We start from the raw sequence: 20,297 nt of genomic DNA, 5'->3' as shown, positions 1-20,297 counted from the left end.
TCACATAAAGTAAGCTTTTACTAATGTAGAAAGAAACTGCATAACTATGGCTGAAAAAATCAAAATTGGAATAAGTTCCTGTTTGCTGGGAGATAAAGTACGTTACGATGGAAATCATCAGCTGGACACGGTTTATCACTGATACACTCGGGCAGTACTTTGAGTTTATCCCTATATGTCCTGAAGTAGAGATTGGTCTTCCAATACCCAGAGAACCGATGCATCTGTTCGGAAGCGCTGAAACTCCTCGCCTCCTGACAATTAAAACCGGCATAGATTACACGGAAAGGATGTCAACGTGGGCAGAAAAAAAGCTGAAAAAACTTGAAAAGGAAAATCTGTGCGGTTTTATCTTCAAGAGCAGATCACCAAGCTCTGGGATAGGGAGTGTCAAAGTGTATACCCCATCTGGTGGTGTAACGAAAACGGGTAAAGGCTTATTTGGAGGGGCTTTTATTAAGCATTTTCCTCTGATCCCGGTAGAAGATGATGGAAGGCTCCATAATCCCCGCTTCAGAGAAAACTTTATTGAGAGAATGTTCGTATTAAAACGATGGCAGAAATTAAAAAAGAAAGGTGCCTCCATGAAAGGCCTGATAGATTTTCACACAGATCACAAGCTTCTTATTATGGCACACAGTCCAAAACATTATTCACTCCTTGGTAGCTTAATAGCAAATACCCAAAAAAACAAACGTGAAAATCTGCTCTCAGAATATATCAGAAATCTAATGGAAGGCCTCAAACTGATTGCAACGGTAAAGAAGAATACCAATGCGTTACAACATATTCAGGGGTATTTTAAAAAACATTTAACCTCTGACGAAAAACAAGAGTTGCGTGGAACCATAGAAAGTTATCATAAAGAATTTATACCCCTTGTTGTTCCTGTTACCCTGCTTAACCACTATGTGAGAAAATACAATATATCTTATCTGAAAAGACAATACTATCTGAAACCTCATCCAGTGGAACTTATGTTGAGAAATCATGTTTAAATAGAACCACACATAACTTTCCACTTTAAAAGGGAGTTAAAACACCATGGCAAGAAAAGTTACTCAGACAAAACAAAAGGAAACAAAAAAAAGTATCGACATGAAGGAGGAGATAATACGGTACTATATTGATTCTGTAATTGATTTTGCAAAATTCTATATTAAAAGCAGGACCTGAATTACTATGAAAGAACAATCAAAAATACCGGTTTCTAAAGTTCAGAGAGCATCGCGTGTACTTCAAACGGGTGTTAAGGTAGGAGGCAATTATCTTAAACATTATGGTAAAACAGTTTTCTATAAAGAGGTCAACAAAAGCAACCTTCACGAAGAAAATGCTGAAGACATCTACAATACGCTGAGTGAATTGAAAGGCAGCGCTCTAAAGGTCGCCCAAATGATGAGCATGGATAAAAACATGCTTCCAAAAGCTTACCAGAACAAATTCGCCATGGGACAATACTGTGCGCCACCATTATCATACCCATTGGTTATAAAGACATTTAAAAAATATTTCGGGAAAGAACCGGATCAAATTTTTGATACATTTACCAAATCGGCAATAAATGCAGCTTCCATAGGACAGGTTCACCAGGCAACACTTAATGGCAGAAAGCTGGCGGTAAGGATTCAATATCCAGGAGTTGCAGATAGTGTAAGATCAGATTTGAAAATGATAAGACCTTTTGCAGTTCGGTTATTGAATATCAGCAAAAAAGACCTTGATCATTACATGGAAGAAGTAGAAAGCAAATTATTGGAAGAAACAGACTACGAACTGGAACTTCAGCGTTCAATAGAACTTTCTGCAAGCTGTTCACCTTTTGATAATATGGTTTTTCCGGCCTACTACCCCAGGTATTCAGATAAAAAGATTATAACTATGGATTGGCTTGACGGCCTGCACCTCAGTGAATTCGTCCAGACCAGTCCCAACCAGGTTTTAAGAGATCAATTAGGGCAGGCTTTATGGGATTTCTATGATTACCAGATTTATGACCTGAAACAAGTACATGCAGATCCTCATCCCGGTAATTTCATAGTGCAGCCGGGAGGAAAGCTTGGCATATTGGATTTTGGATGTGTAAAGGTTATCCCTGAAGAATTCCATTCAAAGTATTTTCGCCTTCTCAATAAGGATATAATTAGCCGTGAAGCAGAGCTCGAACAGATTTTCTATGATCTGCAATTTGTTTATCCTGAAGACACTCCCGAAGAAAAATCACTATTCATCAGGCTGTACAAACAGTTAATACAACTACTTGGTAAGCCATTTCATATGAGGGAGTTTGATTTCAGTAACGATCAGTATTTTCAGAGTATTTACCGGATGAGTGAACAGATTTCGAACATGGAGGAAGTACGCAATTCTAAAAAGGGAAGGGGCTCGAAGCATAGCATTTATATTAATCGAACCTATTTTGGATTATATAATTTATTAAACCAGCTGGGTGCAACAGTTAAAACCAGAAGAGCAAAACTGAGTAACGTTGCGCAATGTGCCTGAAATGTTTCAGAACTTGTTTATGTGTATTTGCATTATTATAAGTACATGTTTTATTCGATAGATTGTAAGAAAAACGGCTGACACTATAAACAAATTTCACACATTAACCAAGCCATTTTTCAATATACGTCTGAACATCAAATTTTGATTTACAGCCATTATAATTCATATAGCGTATCTTCCCAAAAATGCTACGGTCCTTCCATGCACGATCATGTACCCCACCCATGCACCAGGCAATACCGCTATATCCATTTGGATCTCTTCCATCGAGCTCATATTTATCATTGAGATAAATTGCAATCTTCAGGTCCTGCTCAGGAGATGAAGTCCACTCCATAATTTTCTTGCCCCAATACATCCTCATGTAACCATGCAGTTTTCCCCGTTTCACCATTTCCATCTGTGAAGCATTCCAGAGGGGGTCGTGCGTATGAGCATATTCAAGTTGGTCCCGGGTACAAAGATATTCTCTCCGGTCCTTCCTGTACTTACTTAATGTTTCGGTTGCCCAACGGGGAAATGCCTTAATAGTGTCATAATCCCGATTGTAATAACAGAAATTATCAGCTAATTCGCGTCTGACAATAAGTTCTTCTAAAAATGAATCTTTCAGCTCTTTTGCTATAGAGCAGACGCATAAACTTACAAAGATGTTGATAGTAAAAGAGTTATAAAAAGAGTTAGAGGCAATATTTTGTAAAAGGAGCGACAAGAATAATGTGCCAACGAGCCAGTAAGCCGTATTTTAAAGGGTTTTGTGAAATAATTTACAAAATCCAATAGTAGAATTACAAAATACGGTGCCCAACTTGTATAATAGAAGTCACACAATAACACAAACTACTATACAAGAAAGGACACGCTAGAATGCTACCAATATCACAAATTCAAATCAACCAAAAACCGCTACTAATTCACACTGTTCACGAAGATGACAAAGTACTGCTTAATACACCAGATGCGGAATGGTTTCGGGCTTTATATTATTTTCCCTGGGAGAAACACCGTAATTTCGGTGCTGAGTACTACGATGCACTTTATGAATTTAATAAACGAGAAGAGAGAAAGAGGCTGAAAAATCAACCCCAAAAGCAAGTAGTATTATCTCAGAGCAAAGAAGATGCAAGACAGGAGCTTTTGTTTAATAGAGCAACAATGCAAGTTGACAAGGAGAAGAGAGGTGATGTGCTTTATGAAGTAGCGGCTGAATCAAAGCAGCGGATGGTAAGTCCCCTGAGTATATCTCCCGGGGTAGTGCCATTTCGATTGGGAGGTAAGAGGCCAAAATGTTTTTTTGCGTTGTTAAAAAGTTTTTTGGGTACAGCTCTAATGGGATTTCCGTGCGAGCCGGAAAAAGTGTCCATGTTATTGAAGAGTAATCCGAGTTTTGTGCGAGTATGTGGATTTGCACCGAAGGGGGAAAGGGATGAGTATTGTAGCAGGCATATACCAAGTGAGCGTAAACTGCAGCAATTTGACCAGATCATGAGTGAGTGGGGGCTATGGGATAAGATGAAGATTGCGCTGGTAACTGAGAACATAGAGACAGGTGCGATTAAAATAGAAAAGGAAGTAGTAGGAGATACAACTCACTATTATGCATATTCAGGGTTTGAGACAGTAAAGTATAAGGACGAAGATGGTAAGGAGGAGCAGAAGAAGTCGCAATCAAAGCTGACTAAGAGGTGTCGCTGTCAGGACAGAGACAAGTGTGAACATGACTGGGTATTGGCAGATGAAGGAGCGGGGACAATCGTGAAATCCATAACAAAGATGTATTGGGGGCACAAAGCAAGTATTGTAGGTTTTCCACGTCAAGGCGTGCCTCTGGATGCAAGAGCAGTGTTGGATGGACCGACACATGATGGAGAGACATATTTTCCACATGTAGAAAAGGTATTTGATACATATCCGGTGATTGAAGAATCGGTTAAAAGAGCGTTGTATGATAGCGCGTGTGATAGCAGAGATTTGAAAGATAAGTTTATGGACAAACTCGGCTTAGAATTAAAGGCATCTTTAAATCCAAGGCGCAAGAATGGAATAACAGATGGTTTGCCGCGTGGCATGGAGAAGATAACGCCGTATGGTGTGGTAATATGCAATGGTGGCCATGAGATGGATTACAAAGGAATGCGTTATGAAAAAGAAAAATTCATTTACCATGCGCCAACGGATACAGATGGTGAACCGGTGTGTTCAACATGCTTGCATCAGGTAGAGTGTTGTCCCAATTCGTTAACTGGCAGGATGATTAATATATCATTTGGGTTATTACCCCACATAGACACGGAAGATCCTCCAATGGCAAAGAGATTCAAGGCAATAATGACACGTCGTCCTTCAGTTGAGCGGATGATAAAGCGCTTGAAGTGTGATATTGGTGATGATCGTTTAAGCAAGAGAGGGAATCTTGCGTTTCAGGCATACCTGGACAAGACGATGATTGCTTTTCATCTGTTGTTACAGAATTAAATTGGTGATTTTTAAAGTAAAAAACAAAAAACCGTAGGAGAGGTGTTTTCAAATTTGCAAATTATCTCCATTGTTGGTGCTGTGCAGTTTTATACTGTCTTCTTTTAACGTAATTTTGAAGTACGATTGAAAAAAATTTTTGCATCAAGCGCTTTTCGTGCGAGTTTATGCGGAGGCTCTATAGAACTTTTTATTACTTCAAGTGCTATACGTTGAGCAGATATCTGTCCAAAATGAATATACGGAGACAGATTAGATTGTGCGTCTCTGTTCGGATCGTTTCTCTCTTTATCATATAACGGCAGCTTATTCTTTACAAAATTGAGGAGGGCTTTTTGCGCAAACTTCTCACCTGCTTTTAACCAATCTACAGGAAGAACGGTTTTATCTATTTTCAACGTCATCATGCTTCGCTTCCAATCCGTTTTTACTTTATTCCGTTTCCAGGTGACAGGGTGTCTCTTCAGCTTTGGATAATTTTCTAAAAATTCTGGTAATGCGCGGTGTATCTTTGGGCGCAAGGTATATGCTCCATATTCCTGTTTTGATGAAGCAATCCAGCATGGAATAATGTTGTGTGCATCTACTTCGTAAAATGGTATGCCAATTCTCTGTACTATCTCTTTCTTCCACTCTTTTGATATACGTAATGGACTGAAATCTGTAATGAGTATCCCAACTTTATGTTTTTCTACAAATTCTGGAATTTTTTTATCTGGTAAACCGGTAATCAGAAAAAAATTAATATTCTTTTCTGAAAGTGTCTTTTCAACTTCTTTCAAACCCTCAGAATTAAAACTATATTATGCAGATGTAATGATTTCAATTCAACAATAATAATAATTTTGAAACATATACCACAATTGATTTGTAATACTAAGTAGTAATAAAATTAATCATATTGTCTGCCTGCTTGTTTTAAGCAATGTTCATTTGCATGCAACATGTTAAGTAAAGAAAATATTTTTTCTGTTATTTTTTGTAAATAATTTCTACACTTTTAAACTAACCAAATCAGTGCCATAGAACTTATCAGGGATCAAGTGAATGTGATGAGAAAAAAAACAAAAATATTAATATATATTTTGATGGTATTAATAATAACACCCAAACTGCAAACAGCAATTGCTATTGAAAAACCGGCACTTGATGAAACGATAAATTATCTGGAAGGAACGATACCGGAAGCAACTGGCATAAAAACCTATTTTTCGGCAAAATTAATGGGCAGGCAGGTAGTGGGAACGAAGCAGGAAAATTACAAATTGAAAATTGTGAACAAGGAATTAATAATAATTGAAAAAAATAATACCAGGTCTGCAATAACCACGAAAGACAATGAGTCATTATCAAAATCACAATCCAAAATTACAGAAGTGATAAAAATGGAAAATCTGGACCCAAAGATTACCCTGACCTACAAAATAAATCCTACAGAAGGTGATGACGTAATGAAGGCAATATACCCACCACACATAAAAATCAAAATTAAAGCAAAACCTGCAAGTAAATGGAAGGTCTACAAAAACAACATTGAACAAGTAACTTCAATGTTCAATCAAACTGGTAAAAATCACCCTGCATCGCACTATGAAGCTCAAAACTGCATGTTATATACAACTAACGAAGCAGAAGCAGAAAATATAGCAAAGGCACTTAGCCATTTAATCATATTGTGTGGAGGCAAAAAGTAAAAAACATGGAAGTGTTTATTAATAGCAGTTTAAGATTACATCTTTCGACAAGACAGCAATAAATAAATTAGAAAATATCATTTTATAGATTTATTTGTTACTATATATGCATTCCTCAACTAATTTTGCAGGCATCTTAGGTAAAAAAAGTGAAGAAAAAAATATTAATAACGTTGGCTTTGAGCATAATGGGATGTTTAGTTTCGTCAATTGTTTTAAGCGACATAAAAGTGTGAGTAACCAATGTCCAACAACCTGCTCCGCTTATTAAAAAAGGTACTGTTTTATTTAAACAACATATAGCTCTGAGGAATTATTTATGAAAGCGTTATTACTTGTAGCTCACGGCAGCCGACGTCAACAGTCTAACGATGAAGTTGTTTTACTTGCAGATAAACTGAGAAAGAAATGTTTTATGCACTACGATATCGTTAATGCCGCATTTCTAGAACTGGCAGAAGTTTTAATACCTGATGGAATTAAAAAATGTATCGATGAAGGAGCATCGTCTATTGTTGTCTTACCATATTTTCTAAATTCAGGTAGACATGTAATTGAAGACATTCCAAATATTGTCAACGACACCATTAAAAATCACCCTGATGTTGATATTAGAATTGCTCCCCACCTTGGTGCTTCAGATTTAATGATGGAGTTGTTGATTGCATCAGCTAATTCAACAAAGCAAAGTTAAAACAATTCATATACGCTTTAAAATCTTTCGTTATATAGTAACGGCAGGACTACATGTTATATTTATACAATTATAGATGAGAATCTGGTCTATACATCCTGGTTATTTAGATTCTAAGGGATTGATAGCACTATGGAGAGAATGCCTTCTTGCCCAGAATGTTTTACAGGGAAATACGAAGGGATATAAGAACCATCCTCAATTAACCAGGTTTAAAAACACCAATAATCCAATTGGCGCCATTGCATGTTATTTAACCTATGTGGCAGATGAGGCCGACAGAAGAGGTTATAACTTCAACCGAAGCAAAATTGGAACGAGACGAAATAAAAATCAAATTATTGTCACAAGTGGTCAGGTTGATTATGAATTCAAGCATCTATTAAGAAAACTAAAAGAAAGAGACCCTTATTTATATAATCAGTTAACAATAATTCGTAGAATCAAAATCCATCCGATTTTCAAAAAGATAAAAGGAAGTATTGAAGAATGGGAAATATTGTAACCAGATCTAACACACGAACTACTTCATTGAAAGCAATAGTGACAATTTTTAGATAATGAACCAGTGATATTACTGGTGTGATATTGATTGAGGTGGATAGCTGGAGGACTCCTTCTTTAAGGAAGATACAAACAACAAGGATTCATAATAAAAACTGATCTATAGATTGAAATTAACCTCATTTAATCCATTCCTGCAATAATTGTGTACATTTAGGGCAAACACTATTGGTAACTTCAGGTACTATTAAATCACTCAAATTAACCCTGGTTAAAGCTCTTTCAAGCGACTTCCATGTTTTATCTGGAAACAGAACATTTTTACAACAGCTGCATATCTCAAAAACTTGTTTTGATCTTGGCACAGAAATGTCCAGCAGTGGATTGTAGTCACTAATGGTAATACTCGAAATTTTACTTTTAAATTTAATACCCCAGTTTTCAAGTGGCTGGATAATAAGATCAAATTCCCTTCTTAAGGTTGGAGAATCGCATCTATAAGGTATTAATGTAGAAATGCCGTATGTACGTATACGGTCGAAGAGGTTCTTGTATAAACTTCGTGTTGCATCATCTTCTATATGGCCCAACAGATTGCTGCCAATAACTTTCTCCAATGTCAAATCAGGCGCTTCGTTCTCTTGAGCAAATTGTAACCAATCCTGGTCAACAAAAGTAATTGCATCTTTATCATCAATTCTATATTCGTATTTATAATCCCTATATCTAGTCATTTTATTTAACTAATGGTGTATGTGACTATGATGATGAGATAATTTGCTATATATAGCGGAAGGATAGAAGAATTGTTGAATAAAAGCAATAGAAAAAATATACGAAAACATCAGGATAATCTGGCATATTAAAAAAATATCACTAATTTCATGGAAGGTATAAAACTTATCGCTACGGTAAAGAAGAATACTAATGGTTTACATCATAAGCGGGATATTTTAAAAAATGTTTAACGTCTGATGAAAAACAGGTGGAAGTTACTCAATAATTTTATTGCCCCAACACATTCTTTATCAAGAAACTGGAAATTTATTTAGTCAATAATCATTATTAAGAAACATTGATCTTGTTATTCTTGTAGTAAAGAATAGAAAATGATGTCTATTCACTTATTTTAAGTAATTTTTATATTGGAGGCTCCCTTCCATGATAAATCAAAGGATTCAATACAAAATAGCAGATATTATAAATTCCTTGTTAGAACATATTTTACGGCGTAAAAGGGTTACCGCAAAAGTAAGAGTTTTTACCTGAACATTATTCTTTGAGCATATCAACCTATTCGGAATATTTTCTCACTTTATTTGAAAGAAATAGACGAATGAAAAAGAAATTTACATGGGTAGCGGGAAATGCATCAGGTGTCACACAGGGCTTACCGCTCCGTATGTCGAAAGATGGAAGAGGGTAAAATTCGAAAGCTTTAATGTAATCAAAGAAGCTCCTGATTTCATCAAAGGAGACGAGGAGTATAGGAAGAAATGTTATGAATGCCACACTAGCGGCTACAATAAAGAGACGGGAACATATGAAGAAGAGGGTATTACCTGTGAGGCTTGCCACGGTCCAGGTGAGGTATATGCGTTTTTTATGGATAGAGGTCAGGCAACTGAGGGTCAGAAGATTGCTAAAATCACTCCTGCCTATAACAAATGTGGAGGAACAGAAGGCTGCCATAGAAGCAGGAGACATGAGATACGAGTGAAATTTTTCAGAGAGAGTAAAGAGCATGATCCTTATGAATGGTTTAAACCGAAGTATCAGCGTATTGTAAGCGAGGCAGAGAAGAAGAGGCAGAGCGATGGCGCAGAAGAGATTTACCATGAACTCCCTAAGGATAAAACAATATTTGTCAAATGAAGTCAAGCAGTTATATAGTTTTTGACTGTTTAATAATTAAAAGGCACAAAGAGATCATTTTTAATGTTTTATTTTTTTAGATAAATGTAAAGGAGGATTTCATAATGAATCTTCTAAAAACGTGTACGTTAGTAGTTTTCTTTTCGGTTTATTGTGTGTTGCACGCGGGAAATGCAAGTGCATCAACAGAACCGGATTATTTAGGTGAATTGGAATATACAGGCGCTGAAGCCGACAAAGCATCCGCAGACGGTATTGGAGGTCCCGGGTTAGAGCCTATTACCAGGGAAATGCATGAAAGGGCCAGGAATTATTATAGCGAGGTTTATCCATCTGCTGCGGCAAGAGCTCTGTATAGTGACCATGTTGGATTGGAAAAAGGTGCGGGACCTTGGCAGGATTTTTACAAGCCTAAGCCGTTACATATGTACTGGTTCCCTTCAAGGCATTATGTAAGACCGGAAGGGACATATTATGATCAACTTCTTGAAAAGTACAAGGCTGACCAGTGTATTGAGTGTCACGAAAAGGTCACACCTGGTATTGTTCATGACTGGAGGGCATCAACACATGCTGATCCGAAAAAGAGCGACTTTTTTGCTATAAGAACAAGGCAGATTGAAGAGCTTATTGAGAGAGATCTGGATAAAGTTGATTGCAGCGAGTGTCACGGTAAAGACCATAACGAGCTTCATATGCCCACACCGGATATCTGTGGTAATTGTCATCCTAAACAGGTAAATGAATATTTAGATGAAATGGAGTATGGGCGTCCTAATCATGTAGACACCTTTACTGCTAATGTTGTACCACCATGGTATCCGGAATTAGCCAGGCAGGGTTATCTGACATCAATGTTCGGTTGTGACTACTGTCACGGGACAACTGAAAAATGTGATATATGCCACACAAGGCATAAGTTTACTGCCGCAGAAGGAAGAAGACCGGAAGCGTGTGTCAGCTGCCATATGGGATTTGACCATCCTGACGCTGAGTCATATATGGAGTCAAAGATGGGAATGATTTATCATATGGAAGGAGAGGAGTGGGACTGGGATAAGCCGCTCGGCGAGATAGTACCAGGTAAGGATTACAGGACACCGACCTGTCAATACTGCCATATGTATCAGGAAGAAGGAAAATTCACTCATACACTTGCCGCAAAAGGTATATGGCGAATGGGTACCGTTCCGCCAAAAAGTGTGGAATTTAAATCTTCATTAAAGGATTATCCTTATGGAGTAAAGCTACCGCCTCTCGATTACAAGCTTGATATATATTCAGAAGCAAATAGAAAGAAGAGAGAACAGTGGATTGAGATGTGCTCAAATTGTCATAGTCCACGATGGGGCAGGCTCTATCTTGAGAATCTGGACGACATGATGTTTGAGATGTGGAAGATGCAGGACAGGGCGCATCTGATTATGGATGGTTTAGCTGCGGCCAATGCATTTGACCCTCCGGTATCAGAACGTGATCCATTCCCGATGGGCGAAGTCCTTGCGGACGCGCTGGGCCCTGGATTGCTGGGTGAAGGTATTTATAATGCGTTTAAAACCACTGGAGGAAAAGTGCCTGTATATGGTCCAATTCTCGGTGTATACACTGTCTTTATGGCGGGAAGAAATAACCCGTCTCACATTGAGAATATATACACAAACCTGTGGTTTGGTGATAAGGCTCATGCTTATAAAGGTACCGCACACGTTCAACAGGATATTTCATGGTGGTACGGTGCATCAAAAGTATTCCAGAGAGTAAACGAAATGGAAAGTGAGGCACAGAAGCTTTATCGTGCTCTGGAAACTGACAAGTTGTTAGGTAAAAATGAAAGAAAAAGATCTGCGGGATTGGTTGGCGGTATTATTGTTTTCGCCGGACTTGTACTCGCTGGATTTGTCGTAGTCTTCAGAGTGAGAAAGAAAGATTGAATTTTTAGATAATTTTTAATAGGAGGAAAAAATGAATAAAAAGGCTTGGATATTGGGATTCCTGAGTGCGGGAATACTAAGCTTGGCGCTGGTTCAAAGTGCTGGTGCTGGCTTTATACAGGGCACAAGGGTAAGGACAGAGCATCCATCCCCATTCCACGTAGCAGTTTCGCCTGATGGAGGCCAGTTGGCCCTCTGTAATCAGTCGGGACATAGCGTGACGTTTGTTGATGCGAGGTCAAGAAAGGTGACCGGAGAGGTGCCTGTACAGGTACAGCCGGAAGCTAGTGTTTATACACAGGACGGTCGCACTTTATATGTCTGTAATGCTGAAAGTGACACTGTTTCCGTTATAGATGTAGGTAATAAGGCTGTTGTTAAAACAATTAAAGTTGGTGACTGGCCTTGTAGTGTAAAGCTGTCAAAAGACGGATCAAAGGCTTATGTGTGTTGTTCAGGTAGTATGTGGAATACGGTAGATATTATCGACACCGCTATGAACAACAAAGTAGGTGAAATCAGAACTACTGATTACGGTCCAAGAGATATCGCTATCTCACCTGATGGAAAAACTGGTGCTGTAATCCTGGATACAACAGGTAAGATCAACAGGGGTGTTGATTTCGTTGATCTTGCAACAGGAAGGGTTATTGAGCACAGAAATATCTATCAGAGTTGTAACCTGAGGGGTGTAGAGTACACACCTGATGGAAAGTACGTTCTTGTCACAATGGAACAGCCAAAGAACTGGTTGCCTGTTTGTGAAGCAGAAAATGCTCAGATTTTCTCTAACAACCTTGCAGTTGTAGAGACAAAAAAAGGTGGTAAGGTAGCAAGTATGCCGCTTGATGAGCACAACAACTATGACGGAAATCCATATGGTGTAACAGTATCACCAGACGGAAAGTATGCTTTTATAGGTGTTAGAAGTATGCACAGGATAACAATTCTTGATCTGGAAAAGCTGTTGGACATCGTTGTTTCAAGCACGCAAGAAGAGCTTGACGATATGAAGAATGACTTGACTCTTATGATTGACTATCTGGTAGACAGAGTAAATGTTGGTCTGGGTCCAAGTTCAGTTGTTCTTTCACCGGATGGTAAAACATTGTACACTGCTAACTATTTCACAAACAGTGTATCAGTTATTCAGGTAGGTGAAGAGCCTGTAGTAATAGCTACAATAAAAACAGGTCCTGATTGGGAGCCACTCGAAAGAGGTGAGCCTTTAACAGTTCCAGAAGTACATTACAGAGTGAAGCACTCTCCATATAAGAGTGAATTAGTACGATATGGACAGTTTTTGTTTAATGAAGCATCATGGACGCTGCAGGGTGAGTATTCATGTGCAAGCTGCCACTATGAAAGAGGTCAGACAACAGGCACGATCTGGGACCTTGGTGATGAAGGTTGGGGTAGCTGGAAGAACACGAAGTACATCAGGGGTGGAAGGTATCTTCCTCCGTTCAGACACGAAGGTTTCACAGGACATCCTGATGAAATCGTTGGTGCAACATCATCAATTGACAGGGTATGTGGTCGTGACCCTGGATTTGTGTTCAGAAGTGAGAATTTCTCTCCTGAAAGACTTGAGGCTTTGATTGCTTACATCAGGTCTTTAGAGTTCACAGGAAGTCCGTTCAGAAATGATGATGGTTCGTTGACTGAAGCTCAGAAAAGAGGATGGAAAGTATTTAGTGATCCAAAGGTTGGCTGCATAGAGTGTCATCCTGGAGATCCTAAGAATCCAAGGGCTCTGTTTAGTGATGCTCAGACTCATGATGTCGGAACCGGAAGAGTCGGTAGAGATGGTTTCAGGACAACACCTGGAGCTGTTTTTAATACTACTGTTCTTGAATCAGGTGTAGAGCCTTATAGTGAAGAGTACGATGTGCCAATTATCGGACTTGATCTTGTAAAAGAGTTTGATACTCCAACATTGAGAGATATCTACGCTTCAGGTACATATTTCCATGATGGTAGTGCGCAGACTTTGATGAATACTATTGATAACACTTGCACAACAACTGATATGCACGGTATTACATCACATCTGTCTAACCAGGAGTTGCAGGATCTTGTCGAGTTTATGAAAGCTTTATAAATTAATTGCAGGTGACTGATCTCCTTGTAAATGGAGGTCGGTCACCTGCACTATCATTCTCTATTATGTATTTTATGAAAGTTTAATAAGCCATAAAAACTGTTTTACAGAACTAAAAGCTTTAGAGAGTGCAGGTGCAATCATGGTAATATGTTGCTGGTTATCTACTTTTGCCTTATCAGTTCCTTCTCATAAAAGACTACAAAAGCAAGGTAAGTCAATTGAAGTAATTAAAAGATTGGTATTAACAAACTGGATACGTACATTGCTCTGGTCTGTAATATTTATTATCGGTTTGATTTCTGGTAGATATTCCTGAAAGACCGATTATTTCCTTGCTGTTTTTATATGATTGGAAAAGAGTGGAGATCCTGTATCATCAGAATGGTCCAGAAGTGCCCCTACTGGATAACACCTGATGAAGGAGAGCAGATAATCTATAAATCCTTGAAACCAAAAATGATGTAATAGCCTCTTTTCCTAAGAAGAAAAAATATGCTGATGCTCGATTGCTCGTTATCGACAGGTGTACGGGGTGTCACTCTTTAAACAGAATTCTTATAACAAAGAAAACCAGAAGAGAGTGGCTGAGAATTATAAAAAGGATGATAGATAAGGCTCCAGAGCTATTTCGTAACCAAGATCTATATGTCATAGCAAAGTATCTTAATAAAAGAGGATCGATTTTCCGTGGTGATGTTGTAGCTCAAAAAATAGTTAAAAAATGTCTGATATGTCATGATGGAAACAGGATTTTTATGGAACGCAAATCTAGACTGGACTGGGAAGAAACCGTTACTGAAATGCGCAGGTTAGCTAAAAACAAATTGAAGAAAAAATGGTTTGGGAGACAAGAGTCTGAAATGATTGTAGATTTACTTTTCAAGATACAAAGTCTCTAAATAATGAGGAGAATTAAACTGCTTTCAATAAACTGATCTAATTGAAAAAATCAGTTCATTTTAGAATTTGGAAACTATTGAAAACTGAACTCATTATATCAATTACACAAACTTAGTTCCGTTTTGTTTACGTCTTAGAGAATGAATCTCATTCCTGAATAATCAAATAGCATATTAACCTTTTATATAAATCATGGAGGCTGAAATTATGAATTTTTCTCATAAAAATAAACGTCCCGTCATAGCGTCTTTTAAAAAAATACTGATTCTTTCAGCTCTGGCAACTTTTCTGTTTGGCTGCAGCACAACAGCATTAAACATTAAGCAATCCTCTGACTTAAATGGAAAGAAGATACTCACAGGACGTTTTGTGTTCCTTCATAACGACATACCTTTAGGAAATAGTGAAGGGTTTACCATCTTTTTTAAAGAAAGGTCAGATAAAAAACTCAGAGCTTTTAAACTTGATGAAAATGGATTTGTATACATACCACTAGATCAAGGTCAATATTACATTTCATCGATTGAATTTCGCCATTCCCTAGGAAATTTTGGTTTTCCTGTACATCAGAGTTCCGGAATTAATATTGATGCTTCTGATACAGTAGTAAATTTTGGGACAATGAAGATAAACCTTAAGCAAAACGAGGCTTCCAAAGTTGCATATTTAACAACCTATGCCTATCCTTATGCAGGCAAATTCATTCCCTTATCACAAAAACCTGAGTTGAGGATAACACAAATTCCTGAATGGAATGTTATTCAAAAATATATTTTATCTAAACTGGACATATCACCTGAATCAATCAGAGACGAAGTTATAAATTTTAGCGAAGAGACAGAAACTTCTTTCAAATAAGGAGCGATATCACCTATATTTGCTGGCTAGGGAGAAATTTAAAAAAGACTGGTTTACATACCATGAATCCAAAATTATTGTCAATTTACTTGTCAAGACACAGGGAGTATAATCAGAGTGCAGCTTTTCAAGCAAAAAAGAAACTGAAAACGATTGACCCTCACAAATATTCATCTTATGGTTATAACATCTTTACGGGAATCATTTCATTATTCTATTCGTGCCATTGACACGCTTTATATAATTATTATCAGAATAATAGAGTATTCAACTATGAAAAGAGTTATGTTTTATTTTTCACTAATTGTAATAATACTCTTATCTTTTAAACCAGAAACCTTGGCAAAAGAAGCATACAAAAGCATGGATAATCAGGAATGTCTCATATTTGACTTCAATAATTCAGATGAAACTGAAGATTGGCGGATTCTAAACGATGGAGTTATGGGTGGGCTCTCACAAAGCCAAATCGATTATAGCGACAGCAACACAGCCATTTTTAAAGGAACCGTTTCTCTTGAGAATAACGGTGGCTTTGCATCAACGCGAACAATACCTCGTCCATATGATTTGGATGGCTACAATGGGATTCTGCTTCGAGTAAAAGGAGATGGGAGAATATACCAATTACGGTTACGAACAAGTGACCGCCTCGATGGAGTATCTTATCGATATCCGTTCGCAACAGAAGCTGATACCTGGATGAAAGTATCCATTCCATTTCATGAGTGTGTACCGGTTTTCAGAGGGCGTATTCTTGAAGACGTAGAACCTATTCGTCCTGAAGAAATTCAACAGATTGGTTTCCTGATATCCAATAAACAAGCAGGTGAATTTCAACTTGAGATTGATTGGATTAAAGCATATACACAGAAGCAAGATAATTTCAACTTTCCTTGAGAACAGTGATGAAAAAAATATCAATGGCATTGGTTTTATTCTTGATGGGGTGTGTTGGGATACCTGAAAATGTGCAGCCCGTTGATAATTTCAAGTTAGAAAAATATCTGGGTAAATGGTACGAAATTGCAAGACTGGACCATTCATTTGAACGAGGCCTGGTCAGAATAACAGCAGATTACAGTTTGCGGGATGACGGTGGTGTCAGAGTATTAAACCGCGGTTATTCTGCTGAAGAAAACAGATGGAAGGAAGCTGAAGGGAAGGCCTATTTTGTAAAAGGGTCTGATCAGGGTTATCTGAAGGTTTCTTTCTTTGGCCCCTTTTATGGTTCTTATATCGTGTTTGAACTTGACCATGAGAATTATCAATATTCACTTGTATCCGGTCCCAACAAATCCTATTTCTGGCTTCTGGCGAGAAGCCCAAAAATCAAAGAAGAGACAAAAGATCGCCTTTTAACAAAAGCTGCAGCATTGGGTTTTGATACGAATAAACTAATATATGTAGAACATGAGTAGTTGTCTAACGAATAAGGTTAGATTGTGTGAGGGACGAACCACAATCTGAACCGTTTGTTGGACAAGCCCGTTGTTTGGGTGCTAAACATTGTATAAGAAAATATCTTATGAAGATTGCTTCTCTTTTTTACCGCAGAAGCTATGAAGCCAAAGAAGTGGATTTTTCAATTGCTGTCGTCATGCTTTAGGAGCTACAGAACATGGTTTTTCGGCCATTTTACCTCAAATTTGGGCAAACGGGGGCCATCTCGACCCGATAATGCCGTTTTTGCAAATCTTAGATGCATAGCGGATTCGATTACATAACCAGAACAGCCTCCTCTTTTGTTAACTTGTAGGGGAAAGACCTGGATTTGTGTGATGGAGGTATCATCGTTTTTATGATCTTCATTATTCCTCCACAGCATTTGCACGTAAGCTTTGGACGCTCTCTGAACCAGGCTGACGACTTATTCGGGTTGATACCGGTAAGGTACTGAAGCAATGCAATCAAGCGTTTGCTATTAGGGTGGAGGAAACCAAAGTTCCGTGTTCGCCTGAAACCTTTGGGTAGAACATGCTGGAGAATCAACCTGAGAAACTGCGGGCCGGGAAGTGTTCTTGTGAGCATTTTTTTGCTCTTACTATCCTGGTAACGAAAGGTCACCTGACCATCTTTGCACGTAATAATATCTTTCTCTTGAATGACCCCTTTGTAGAGATAACGACCAAGATAGACCAGTGCCTTTTCACCGTTGCCGACAAATTTGCAATCGACGACCCATGTTTTGGGATAATTAACTGGAAGCGTAAGAGCCGCTTTGTTCACGGCATCGAGCATTTTTGCTCGAAACACTTTAGCCAGCGCTTTGTGATTGAAAAGGTACCGCGTCTTTCCTTCGCTTTTTTTGAAGCTCCAAAGCTTTTTCTTCTGATTGATGGCCCCGGCTGGCATTACCAGATGGATATGCGGGTGGTAATCGAGAGAGCGAGAGTGGGTGTGCAAAACAGTGATGGCTCCAGCGTTTCCTTGTAATACGCTGTCATTTTGGACAAAGGTTTTTACGGTTTCCCAACAACACTGTATCATTATCGAGTAAAGCAAGCGTTGATGCTGCCATGCTAATGATCGAAGCTCTTTGGGTATAGTAAAGGTGAGCATAAAATAGTCAGCAGGCACTTCTTTTTTCAGTTGACGCTCCAACCACTGCTGACACTCATGACTCTGACAATGAGGACAATTGCGGTTACCGCAGGAGTGCGGTACAAAAACCTGTTTTTCACAGTCATTACATTGGACCAGCATGACGCGGCTTTGCGTAGTGCGACAATCCTTCATGGCTGCCAGGGCTTTGAATTGACTTGGCAGGATCGAACCATGATAAAGAGTGATAAAGTCAGCAATGAAGGTCTCAATTATAGAGGAGAGAGATATCATATAACATTCCCCCATTCTATGGAAAAACCATTCATCAAATCATTAATTAATTGCAAGGCATTACGATTTGTATGAGAGGTCAGGTGGGTATATTTGGCAGTGGTTAAAATACTGTGGTGGCCGAGGATTTTTTGTACTTCAAGCAGATCAACACCCGCCTCAATCAGATGGGTTGCGTATCTGTGTCGCAGACTGTGTGGTGTAATTTTTTTTTAATTCCACACTCCCGGGCTACCTTACGCAGAGTGGCCTGAACGCCATTTCTATTCGAGGTGTTTTTGCCAGGTGGGCTGATTTCAAGCCCCCATGACGGCCTGGAAATATAAAGAGTGGAGTGCGATGAACAAGCCCAAAACGGCGTATGACATTCAGGGTTACCTTTGCCAGGGGTACGAAACGGTCTTTATTGCCTTTGCTATCGCGGATATGCACCCGCATTCGCTGAGAATCTACCTCGCTAACCTCAAGACGTAGTCCTTCACCCAGGCGGAAACCAAGACTGTGAAGAACCTCGTAGAAGGCCCGGTAACTGAGTTTTCTCGTCACCTGGAAAAGTTGGTGGGCTTCATTAATGGTGACAATATCGGGCAAACGTTGCGTTTTGGGTGGTTTAATAAGATTTACTTGCTCCCAACGCTTATGAAGCACATGAGTGTAGAAAAACTTTAGTCCGTAGAGGTCTAATTTGACTGCGCTCCATGAATGGGTATTGAGGAGATTGGAAAAATAGTCAAGTAGTTGCTGTTCAGATAGATCGTGTATCTGATTGTCAAAATAATCACCGATCCGTCGGATGGCACGTGAATAAGCCTCGATTGTTTTTGGCCGGAGTCCTTTCAAGCGTAGGTGCTTTAGATGCGTTTGGTAATTTTTGTTGAAATCGGATTGAGATAATGTTTTCATAGACCTGTAACCTCCTATTTGTTAATAGATTCACCCTCCCGTTGAGGGTGTGAGGTTACATTATATAATAAATTTCCGATTTTGTTCTCCGCGATAGCGGCTTCGTCCAACAATTTGCTCCACTTGTTAGCAGAACCTTTTTATTTAAAACAACATATTAATCTTAGGAATTATTTATGAAAGCGTTATTACTTGTAGCTGGGAGTATTCTCATTATTTTGTAAAATATAAAAAAACATCTTGACATCCTCTTTCTTTTCAGCGATACTGCTTTTATGAATTATCCAGGAGGCAAAGGAGGAGTATTCCAAAAGTTAATCAATCTTATGCCACCCCATGATGTCTACATAGAGACACATTTGGGCGGTGGCGCAGTTATGCGGAACAAACGTCCTGCCAGAAGTAATATTGGGATAGAATTAGACCAGGATGTTGTTGAAATGTGGACGAATGTTAAACCACCAGGTTTTGAATTGGTCCATGATGACGCAATTAATTATCTGAATGATTATCCTTTCACTGGCAACGAGCTGATATATTGTGACCCACCGTACATTCGTGAGACAAGAAGGAAGAGTGGTCGGCTCTATAAATATGAATATAGCCATAAAGTCCACACGGTACTTTTGGAATTATTGAAATCACTTCCTTGCATGGTGATGATATCCGGTTATGAGTCGCTTTTATACAGAGAGTCTCGAAGGGATGGCATACACATAGTTATCAGGCGGCCTGTCACCATGGTGTGGCGACAGAGTGGCTATGGATGAACTATAATATTCCGGTGGAAGTACATGAATATCGTTATCTTGGCAATAACTTTCGTGAACGAGAACGGATAAAGAGAAAAACACAAAGGTGGACGGCGAGACTTCAATCAATGCCAATATTAGAGCGCCAGGCGTTACTCTCTGCGATGGATATAGTCAGGGAACAATAGAAATATTTTAAGAGGAGATATTTTTGGGTTTTGCGGCGAGAAAAGCAGAGTCATCAGAGAACTGGAGAAC

Annotated in this window: 21 protein-coding genes and 2 pseudogenes; 17 read left to right on the top strand and 6 right to left on the bottom strand. The window is 38.7% G+C overall.

The genetic code is table 11. From position 1 onward, the window contains the following. Positions 1-46 precede the first annotated feature (46 nt). From SCALIN_RS18580 to SCALIN_RS18575, 3 genes and pseudogenes are all read left to right on the top strand, one after another. Positions 47-998 (top strand): annotated as a pseudogene (locus SCALIN_RS18580) (YbgA family protein). Positions 999-1,044: 46 nt separating this feature from the next. Further along, complete coding sequence (locus SCALIN_RS23520; RefSeq protein ID WP_261341044.1) at positions 1,045-1,176, top strand: hypothetical protein; 132 nt, start codon at positions 1,045-1,047, stop codon at positions 1,174-1,176. A gap of 6 nt (positions 1,177-1,182) precedes the next feature. After that, positions 1,183-2,505, top strand: coding sequence for an ABC1 kinase family protein (locus SCALIN_RS18575; protein ID WP_096895946.1), 1,323 nt, complete (start codon positions 1,183-1,185; stop codon positions 2,503-2,505). 103 nt (positions 2,506-2,608) lie between these two features. On the opposite strand, the gene SCALIN_RS18570 is transcribed toward SCALIN_RS18575, so the two are convergent. After that, positions 2,609-3,220 (bottom strand): hypothetical protein, encoded by a 612-nt coding sequence (locus SCALIN_RS18570; RefSeq protein ID WP_203415565.1) that lies wholly within the window; start codon positions 3,218-3,220, stop codon positions 2,609-2,611. 155 nt (positions 3,221-3,375) lie between these two features. Between SCALIN_RS18570 and SCALIN_RS18565 the strand changes: the two genes are divergently transcribed. After that, positions 3,376-4,983, top strand: a complete 1,608-nt coding sequence (locus SCALIN_RS18565) for a hypothetical protein (RefSeq protein WP_096895945.1) — start codon at positions 3,376-3,378, stop codon at positions 4,981-4,983. Positions 4,984-5,087: 104 nt separating this feature from the next. Here SCALIN_RS18565 and SCALIN_RS18560 read toward each other — a convergent pair. After that, positions 5,088-5,768 (bottom strand): annotated as a pseudogene (locus tag SCALIN_RS18560) (deoxyribodipyrimidine photo-lyase); the annotation flags it as partial. A 267-nt stretch (positions 5,769-6,035) separates the two neighbouring features. Between SCALIN_RS18560 and SCALIN_RS18555 the strand changes: the two are divergent. From SCALIN_RS18555 to SCALIN_RS18545, 3 genes are all read left to right on the top strand, one after another. Beyond that, positions 6,036-6,677 carry a hypothetical protein gene (locus SCALIN_RS18555; RefSeq protein ID WP_096895943.1) on the top strand — a complete coding sequence of 214 codons (642 nt, stop codon included), beginning with the start codon at positions 6,036-6,038 and terminating at the stop codon, positions 6,675-6,677. Positions 6,678-6,996: 319 nt separating this feature from the next. Beyond that, positions 6,997-7,371 carry a sirohydrochlorin chelatase gene (locus SCALIN_RS18550; RefSeq protein ID WP_096895942.1) on the top strand — a complete coding sequence of 125 codons (375 nt, stop codon included), beginning with the start codon at positions 6,997-6,999 and terminating at the stop codon, positions 7,369-7,371. Between the two features lie 76 nt (positions 7,372-7,447). Continuing rightward, complete coding sequence (locus tag SCALIN_RS18545) at positions 7,448-7,876, top strand: pyrimidine dimer DNA glycosylase/endonuclease V (protein ID WP_096895941.1); 429 nt, start codon at positions 7,448-7,450, stop codon at positions 7,874-7,876. Positions 7,877-8,054: 178 nt separating this feature from the next. Here SCALIN_RS18545 and SCALIN_RS18540 read toward each other — a convergent pair whose 3' ends face one another. Next, a complete protein-coding gene (locus SCALIN_RS18540; protein ID WP_096895940.1) occupies positions 8,055-8,609 on the bottom strand; it encodes a hypothetical protein in 555 nt (184 codons plus the stop codon). Positions 8,610-9,228: 619 nt separating this feature from the next. On the opposite strand from SCALIN_RS18540, the gene SCALIN_RS18535 reads away from it, so the two are divergent. From SCALIN_RS18535 to SCALIN_RS22410, 8 genes are all read left to right on the top strand, one after another. After that, entirely contained in the window at positions 9,229-9,750 is a 522-nt protein-coding gene (locus SCALIN_RS18535) for a multiheme c-type cytochrome (RefSeq protein WP_096895939.1), read from the top strand. A gap of 104 nt (positions 9,751-9,854) precedes the next feature. Beyond that, positions 9,855-11,681: a multiheme c-type cytochrome gene (locus tag SCALIN_RS18530; RefSeq protein WP_096895938.1), complete on the top strand. Its 1,827-nt coding sequence runs from the start codon at positions 9,855-9,857 to the stop codon at positions 11,679-11,681. A gap of 31 nt (positions 11,682-11,712) precedes the next feature. After that, positions 11,713-13,785 carry a hydrazine synthase subunit beta-gamma fusion subunit gene (gene hzsBC / locus SCALIN_RS23640; protein WP_096895937.1) on the top strand — a complete coding sequence of 691 codons (2,073 nt, stop codon included), beginning with the start codon at positions 11,713-11,715 and terminating at the stop codon, positions 13,783-13,785. Between the two features lie 605 nt (positions 13,786-14,390). Beyond that, positions 14,391-14,687, top strand: a complete 297-nt coding sequence (locus tag SCALIN_RS18520) for a hypothetical protein (RefSeq protein WP_096895936.1) — start codon at positions 14,391-14,393, stop codon at positions 14,685-14,687. Between the two features lie 208 nt (positions 14,688-14,895). Continuing rightward, positions 14,896-15,546, top strand: coding sequence for a hypothetical protein (locus SCALIN_RS18515; RefSeq protein WP_096895935.1), 651 nt, complete (start codon positions 14,896-14,898; stop codon positions 15,544-15,546). A gap of 273 nt (positions 15,547-15,819) precedes the next feature. Continuing rightward, positions 15,820-16,446 (top strand): CIA30 family protein, encoded by a 627-nt coding sequence (locus SCALIN_RS18510; protein ID WP_162532407.1) that lies wholly within the window; start codon positions 15,820-15,822, stop codon positions 16,444-16,446. Between the two features lie 8 nt (positions 16,447-16,454). Beyond that, positions 16,455-16,967 (top strand): lipocalin family protein, encoded by a 513-nt coding sequence (locus SCALIN_RS18505; RefSeq protein WP_096895933.1) that lies wholly within the window; start codon positions 16,455-16,457, stop codon positions 16,965-16,967. Positions 16,968-16,993: 26 nt separating this feature from the next. Then, positions 16,994-17,155, top strand: coding sequence for a hypothetical protein (locus tag SCALIN_RS22410; RefSeq protein WP_162532133.1), 162 nt, complete (start codon positions 16,994-16,996; stop codon positions 17,153-17,155). A 110-nt stretch (positions 17,156-17,265) separates the two neighbouring features. Here SCALIN_RS22410 and SCALIN_RS18500 read toward each other — a convergent pair whose 3' ends face one another. The 3 genes from SCALIN_RS18500 to SCALIN_RS18490 form a co-directional block, all read right to left on the bottom strand. Further along, on the bottom strand, positions 17,266-18,384 hold the full coding sequence (locus SCALIN_RS18500) for an IS91 family transposase (protein ID WP_096892569.1): 1,119 nt from the start codon (positions 18,382-18,384) through the stop codon (positions 17,266-17,268). Further along, the gene (locus SCALIN_RS24165) at positions 18,381-18,548 is read right to left on the bottom strand and encodes a hypothetical protein (RefSeq protein ID WP_420885447.1); all 168 of its coding nucleotides are present in this window, start codon (positions 18,546-18,548) and stop codon (positions 18,381-18,383) included. Before SCALIN_RS24165 ends, SCALIN_RS18500 begins: the two co-directional genes overlap by 4 nt. 67 nt (positions 18,549-18,615) lie before the next feature. Beyond that, positions 18,616-19,287, bottom strand: coding sequence for a tyrosine-type recombinase/integrase (locus SCALIN_RS18490; RefSeq protein WP_096895932.1), 672 nt, complete (start codon positions 19,285-19,287; stop codon positions 18,616-18,618). Positions 19,288-19,562: 275 nt separating this feature from the next. On the opposite strand from SCALIN_RS18490, the gene SCALIN_RS18485 reads away from it, so the two are divergent. Next, positions 19,563-20,057, top strand: coding sequence for a DNA adenine methylase (locus tag SCALIN_RS18485; protein WP_203415564.1), 495 nt, complete (start codon positions 19,563-19,565; stop codon positions 20,055-20,057). Then, entirely contained in the window at positions 20,054-20,227 is a 174-nt protein-coding gene (locus SCALIN_RS22880) for a hypothetical protein (protein WP_203415563.1), read from the top strand. Before SCALIN_RS18485 ends, SCALIN_RS22880 begins: the two co-directional genes overlap by 4 nt. Positions 20,228-20,297 lie beyond the last annotated feature (70 nt).

This window comes from Candidatus Scalindua japonica (genome assembly GCF_002443295.1).
In the GTDB taxonomy this organism is placed as follows: domain Bacteria; phylum Planctomycetota; class Brocadiia; order Brocadiales; family Scalinduaceae; genus Scalindua; species Scalindua japonica.
Note: the sequence above shows the minus strand (reverse complement) of the source record. Positions and strands in the feature narration are given on the sequence as shown.

Bases quoted from the DNA above. Each gene is read 5' to 3' on its own strand.
- SCALIN_RS18490 (WP_096895932.1), bottom strand. From the start codon at position 19,287: ATGAAAACATTATCTCAATCCGATTTCAACAAAAATTACCAAACGCAT.
- SCALIN_RS18520 (WP_096895936.1), top strand. From the start codon at position 14,391: ATGATAGATAAGGCTCCAGAGCTATTTCGTAACCAAGATCTATATGTC.
- SCALIN_RS18510 (WP_162532407.1), top strand. From the start codon at position 15,820: ATGAAAAGAGTTATGTTTTATTTTTCACTAATTGTAATAATACTCTTA.
- SCALIN_RS18505 (WP_096895933.1), top strand. From the start codon at position 16,455: ATGAAAAAAATATCAATGGCATTGGTTTTATTCTTGATGGGGTGTGTT.
- SCALIN_RS18555 (WP_096895943.1), top strand. From the start codon at position 6,036: ATGAGAAAAAAAACAAAAATATTAATATATATTTTGATGGTATTAATA.
- SCALIN_RS18530 (WP_096895938.1), top strand. From the start codon at position 9,855: ATGAATCTTCTAAAAACGTGTACGTTAGTAGTTTTCTTTTCGGTTTAT.
- SCALIN_RS18485 (WP_203415564.1), top strand. From the start codon at position 19,563: ATGAATTATCCAGGAGGCAAAGGAGGAGTATTCCAAAAGTTAATCAAT.
- SCALIN_RS23520 (WP_261341044.1), top strand. From the start codon at position 1,045: ATGGCAAGAAAAGTTACTCAGACAAAACAAAAGGAAACAAAAAAAAGT.
- SCALIN_RS18575 (WP_096895946.1), top strand. From the start codon at position 1,183: ATGAAAGAACAATCAAAAATACCGGTTTCTAAAGTTCAGAGAGCATCG.
- SCALIN_RS18515 (WP_096895935.1), top strand. From the start codon at position 14,896: ATGAATTTTTCTCATAAAAATAAACGTCCCGTCATAGCGTCTTTTAAA.
- SCALIN_RS18545 (WP_096895941.1), top strand. From the start codon at position 7,448: ATGAGAATCTGGTCTATACATCCTGGTTATTTAGATTCTAAGGGATTG.
- SCALIN_RS18500 (WP_096892569.1), bottom strand. From the start codon at position 18,384: ATGATATCTCTCTCCTCTATAATTGAGACCTTCATTGCTGACTTTATC.
- SCALIN_RS18550 (WP_096895942.1), top strand. From the start codon at position 6,997: ATGAAAGCGTTATTACTTGTAGCTCACGGCAGCCGACGTCAACAGTCT.
- SCALIN_RS22880 (WP_203415563.1), top strand. From the start codon at position 20,054: ATGAACTATAATATTCCGGTGGAAGTACATGAATATCGTTATCTTGGC.
- SCALIN_RS18535 (WP_096895939.1), top strand. From the start codon at position 9,229: ATGGGTAGCGGGAAATGCATCAGGTGTCACACAGGGCTTACCGCTCCG.
- SCALIN_RS18565 (WP_096895945.1), top strand. From the start codon at position 3,376: ATGCTACCAATATCACAAATTCAAATCAACCAAAAACCGCTACTAATT.
- hzsBC (WP_096895937.1), top strand. From the start codon at position 11,713: ATGAATAAAAAGGCTTGGATATTGGGATTCCTGAGTGCGGGAATACTA.
- SCALIN_RS18540 (WP_096895940.1), bottom strand. From the start codon at position 8,609: ATGACTAGATATAGGGATTATAAATACGAATATAGAATTGATGATAAA.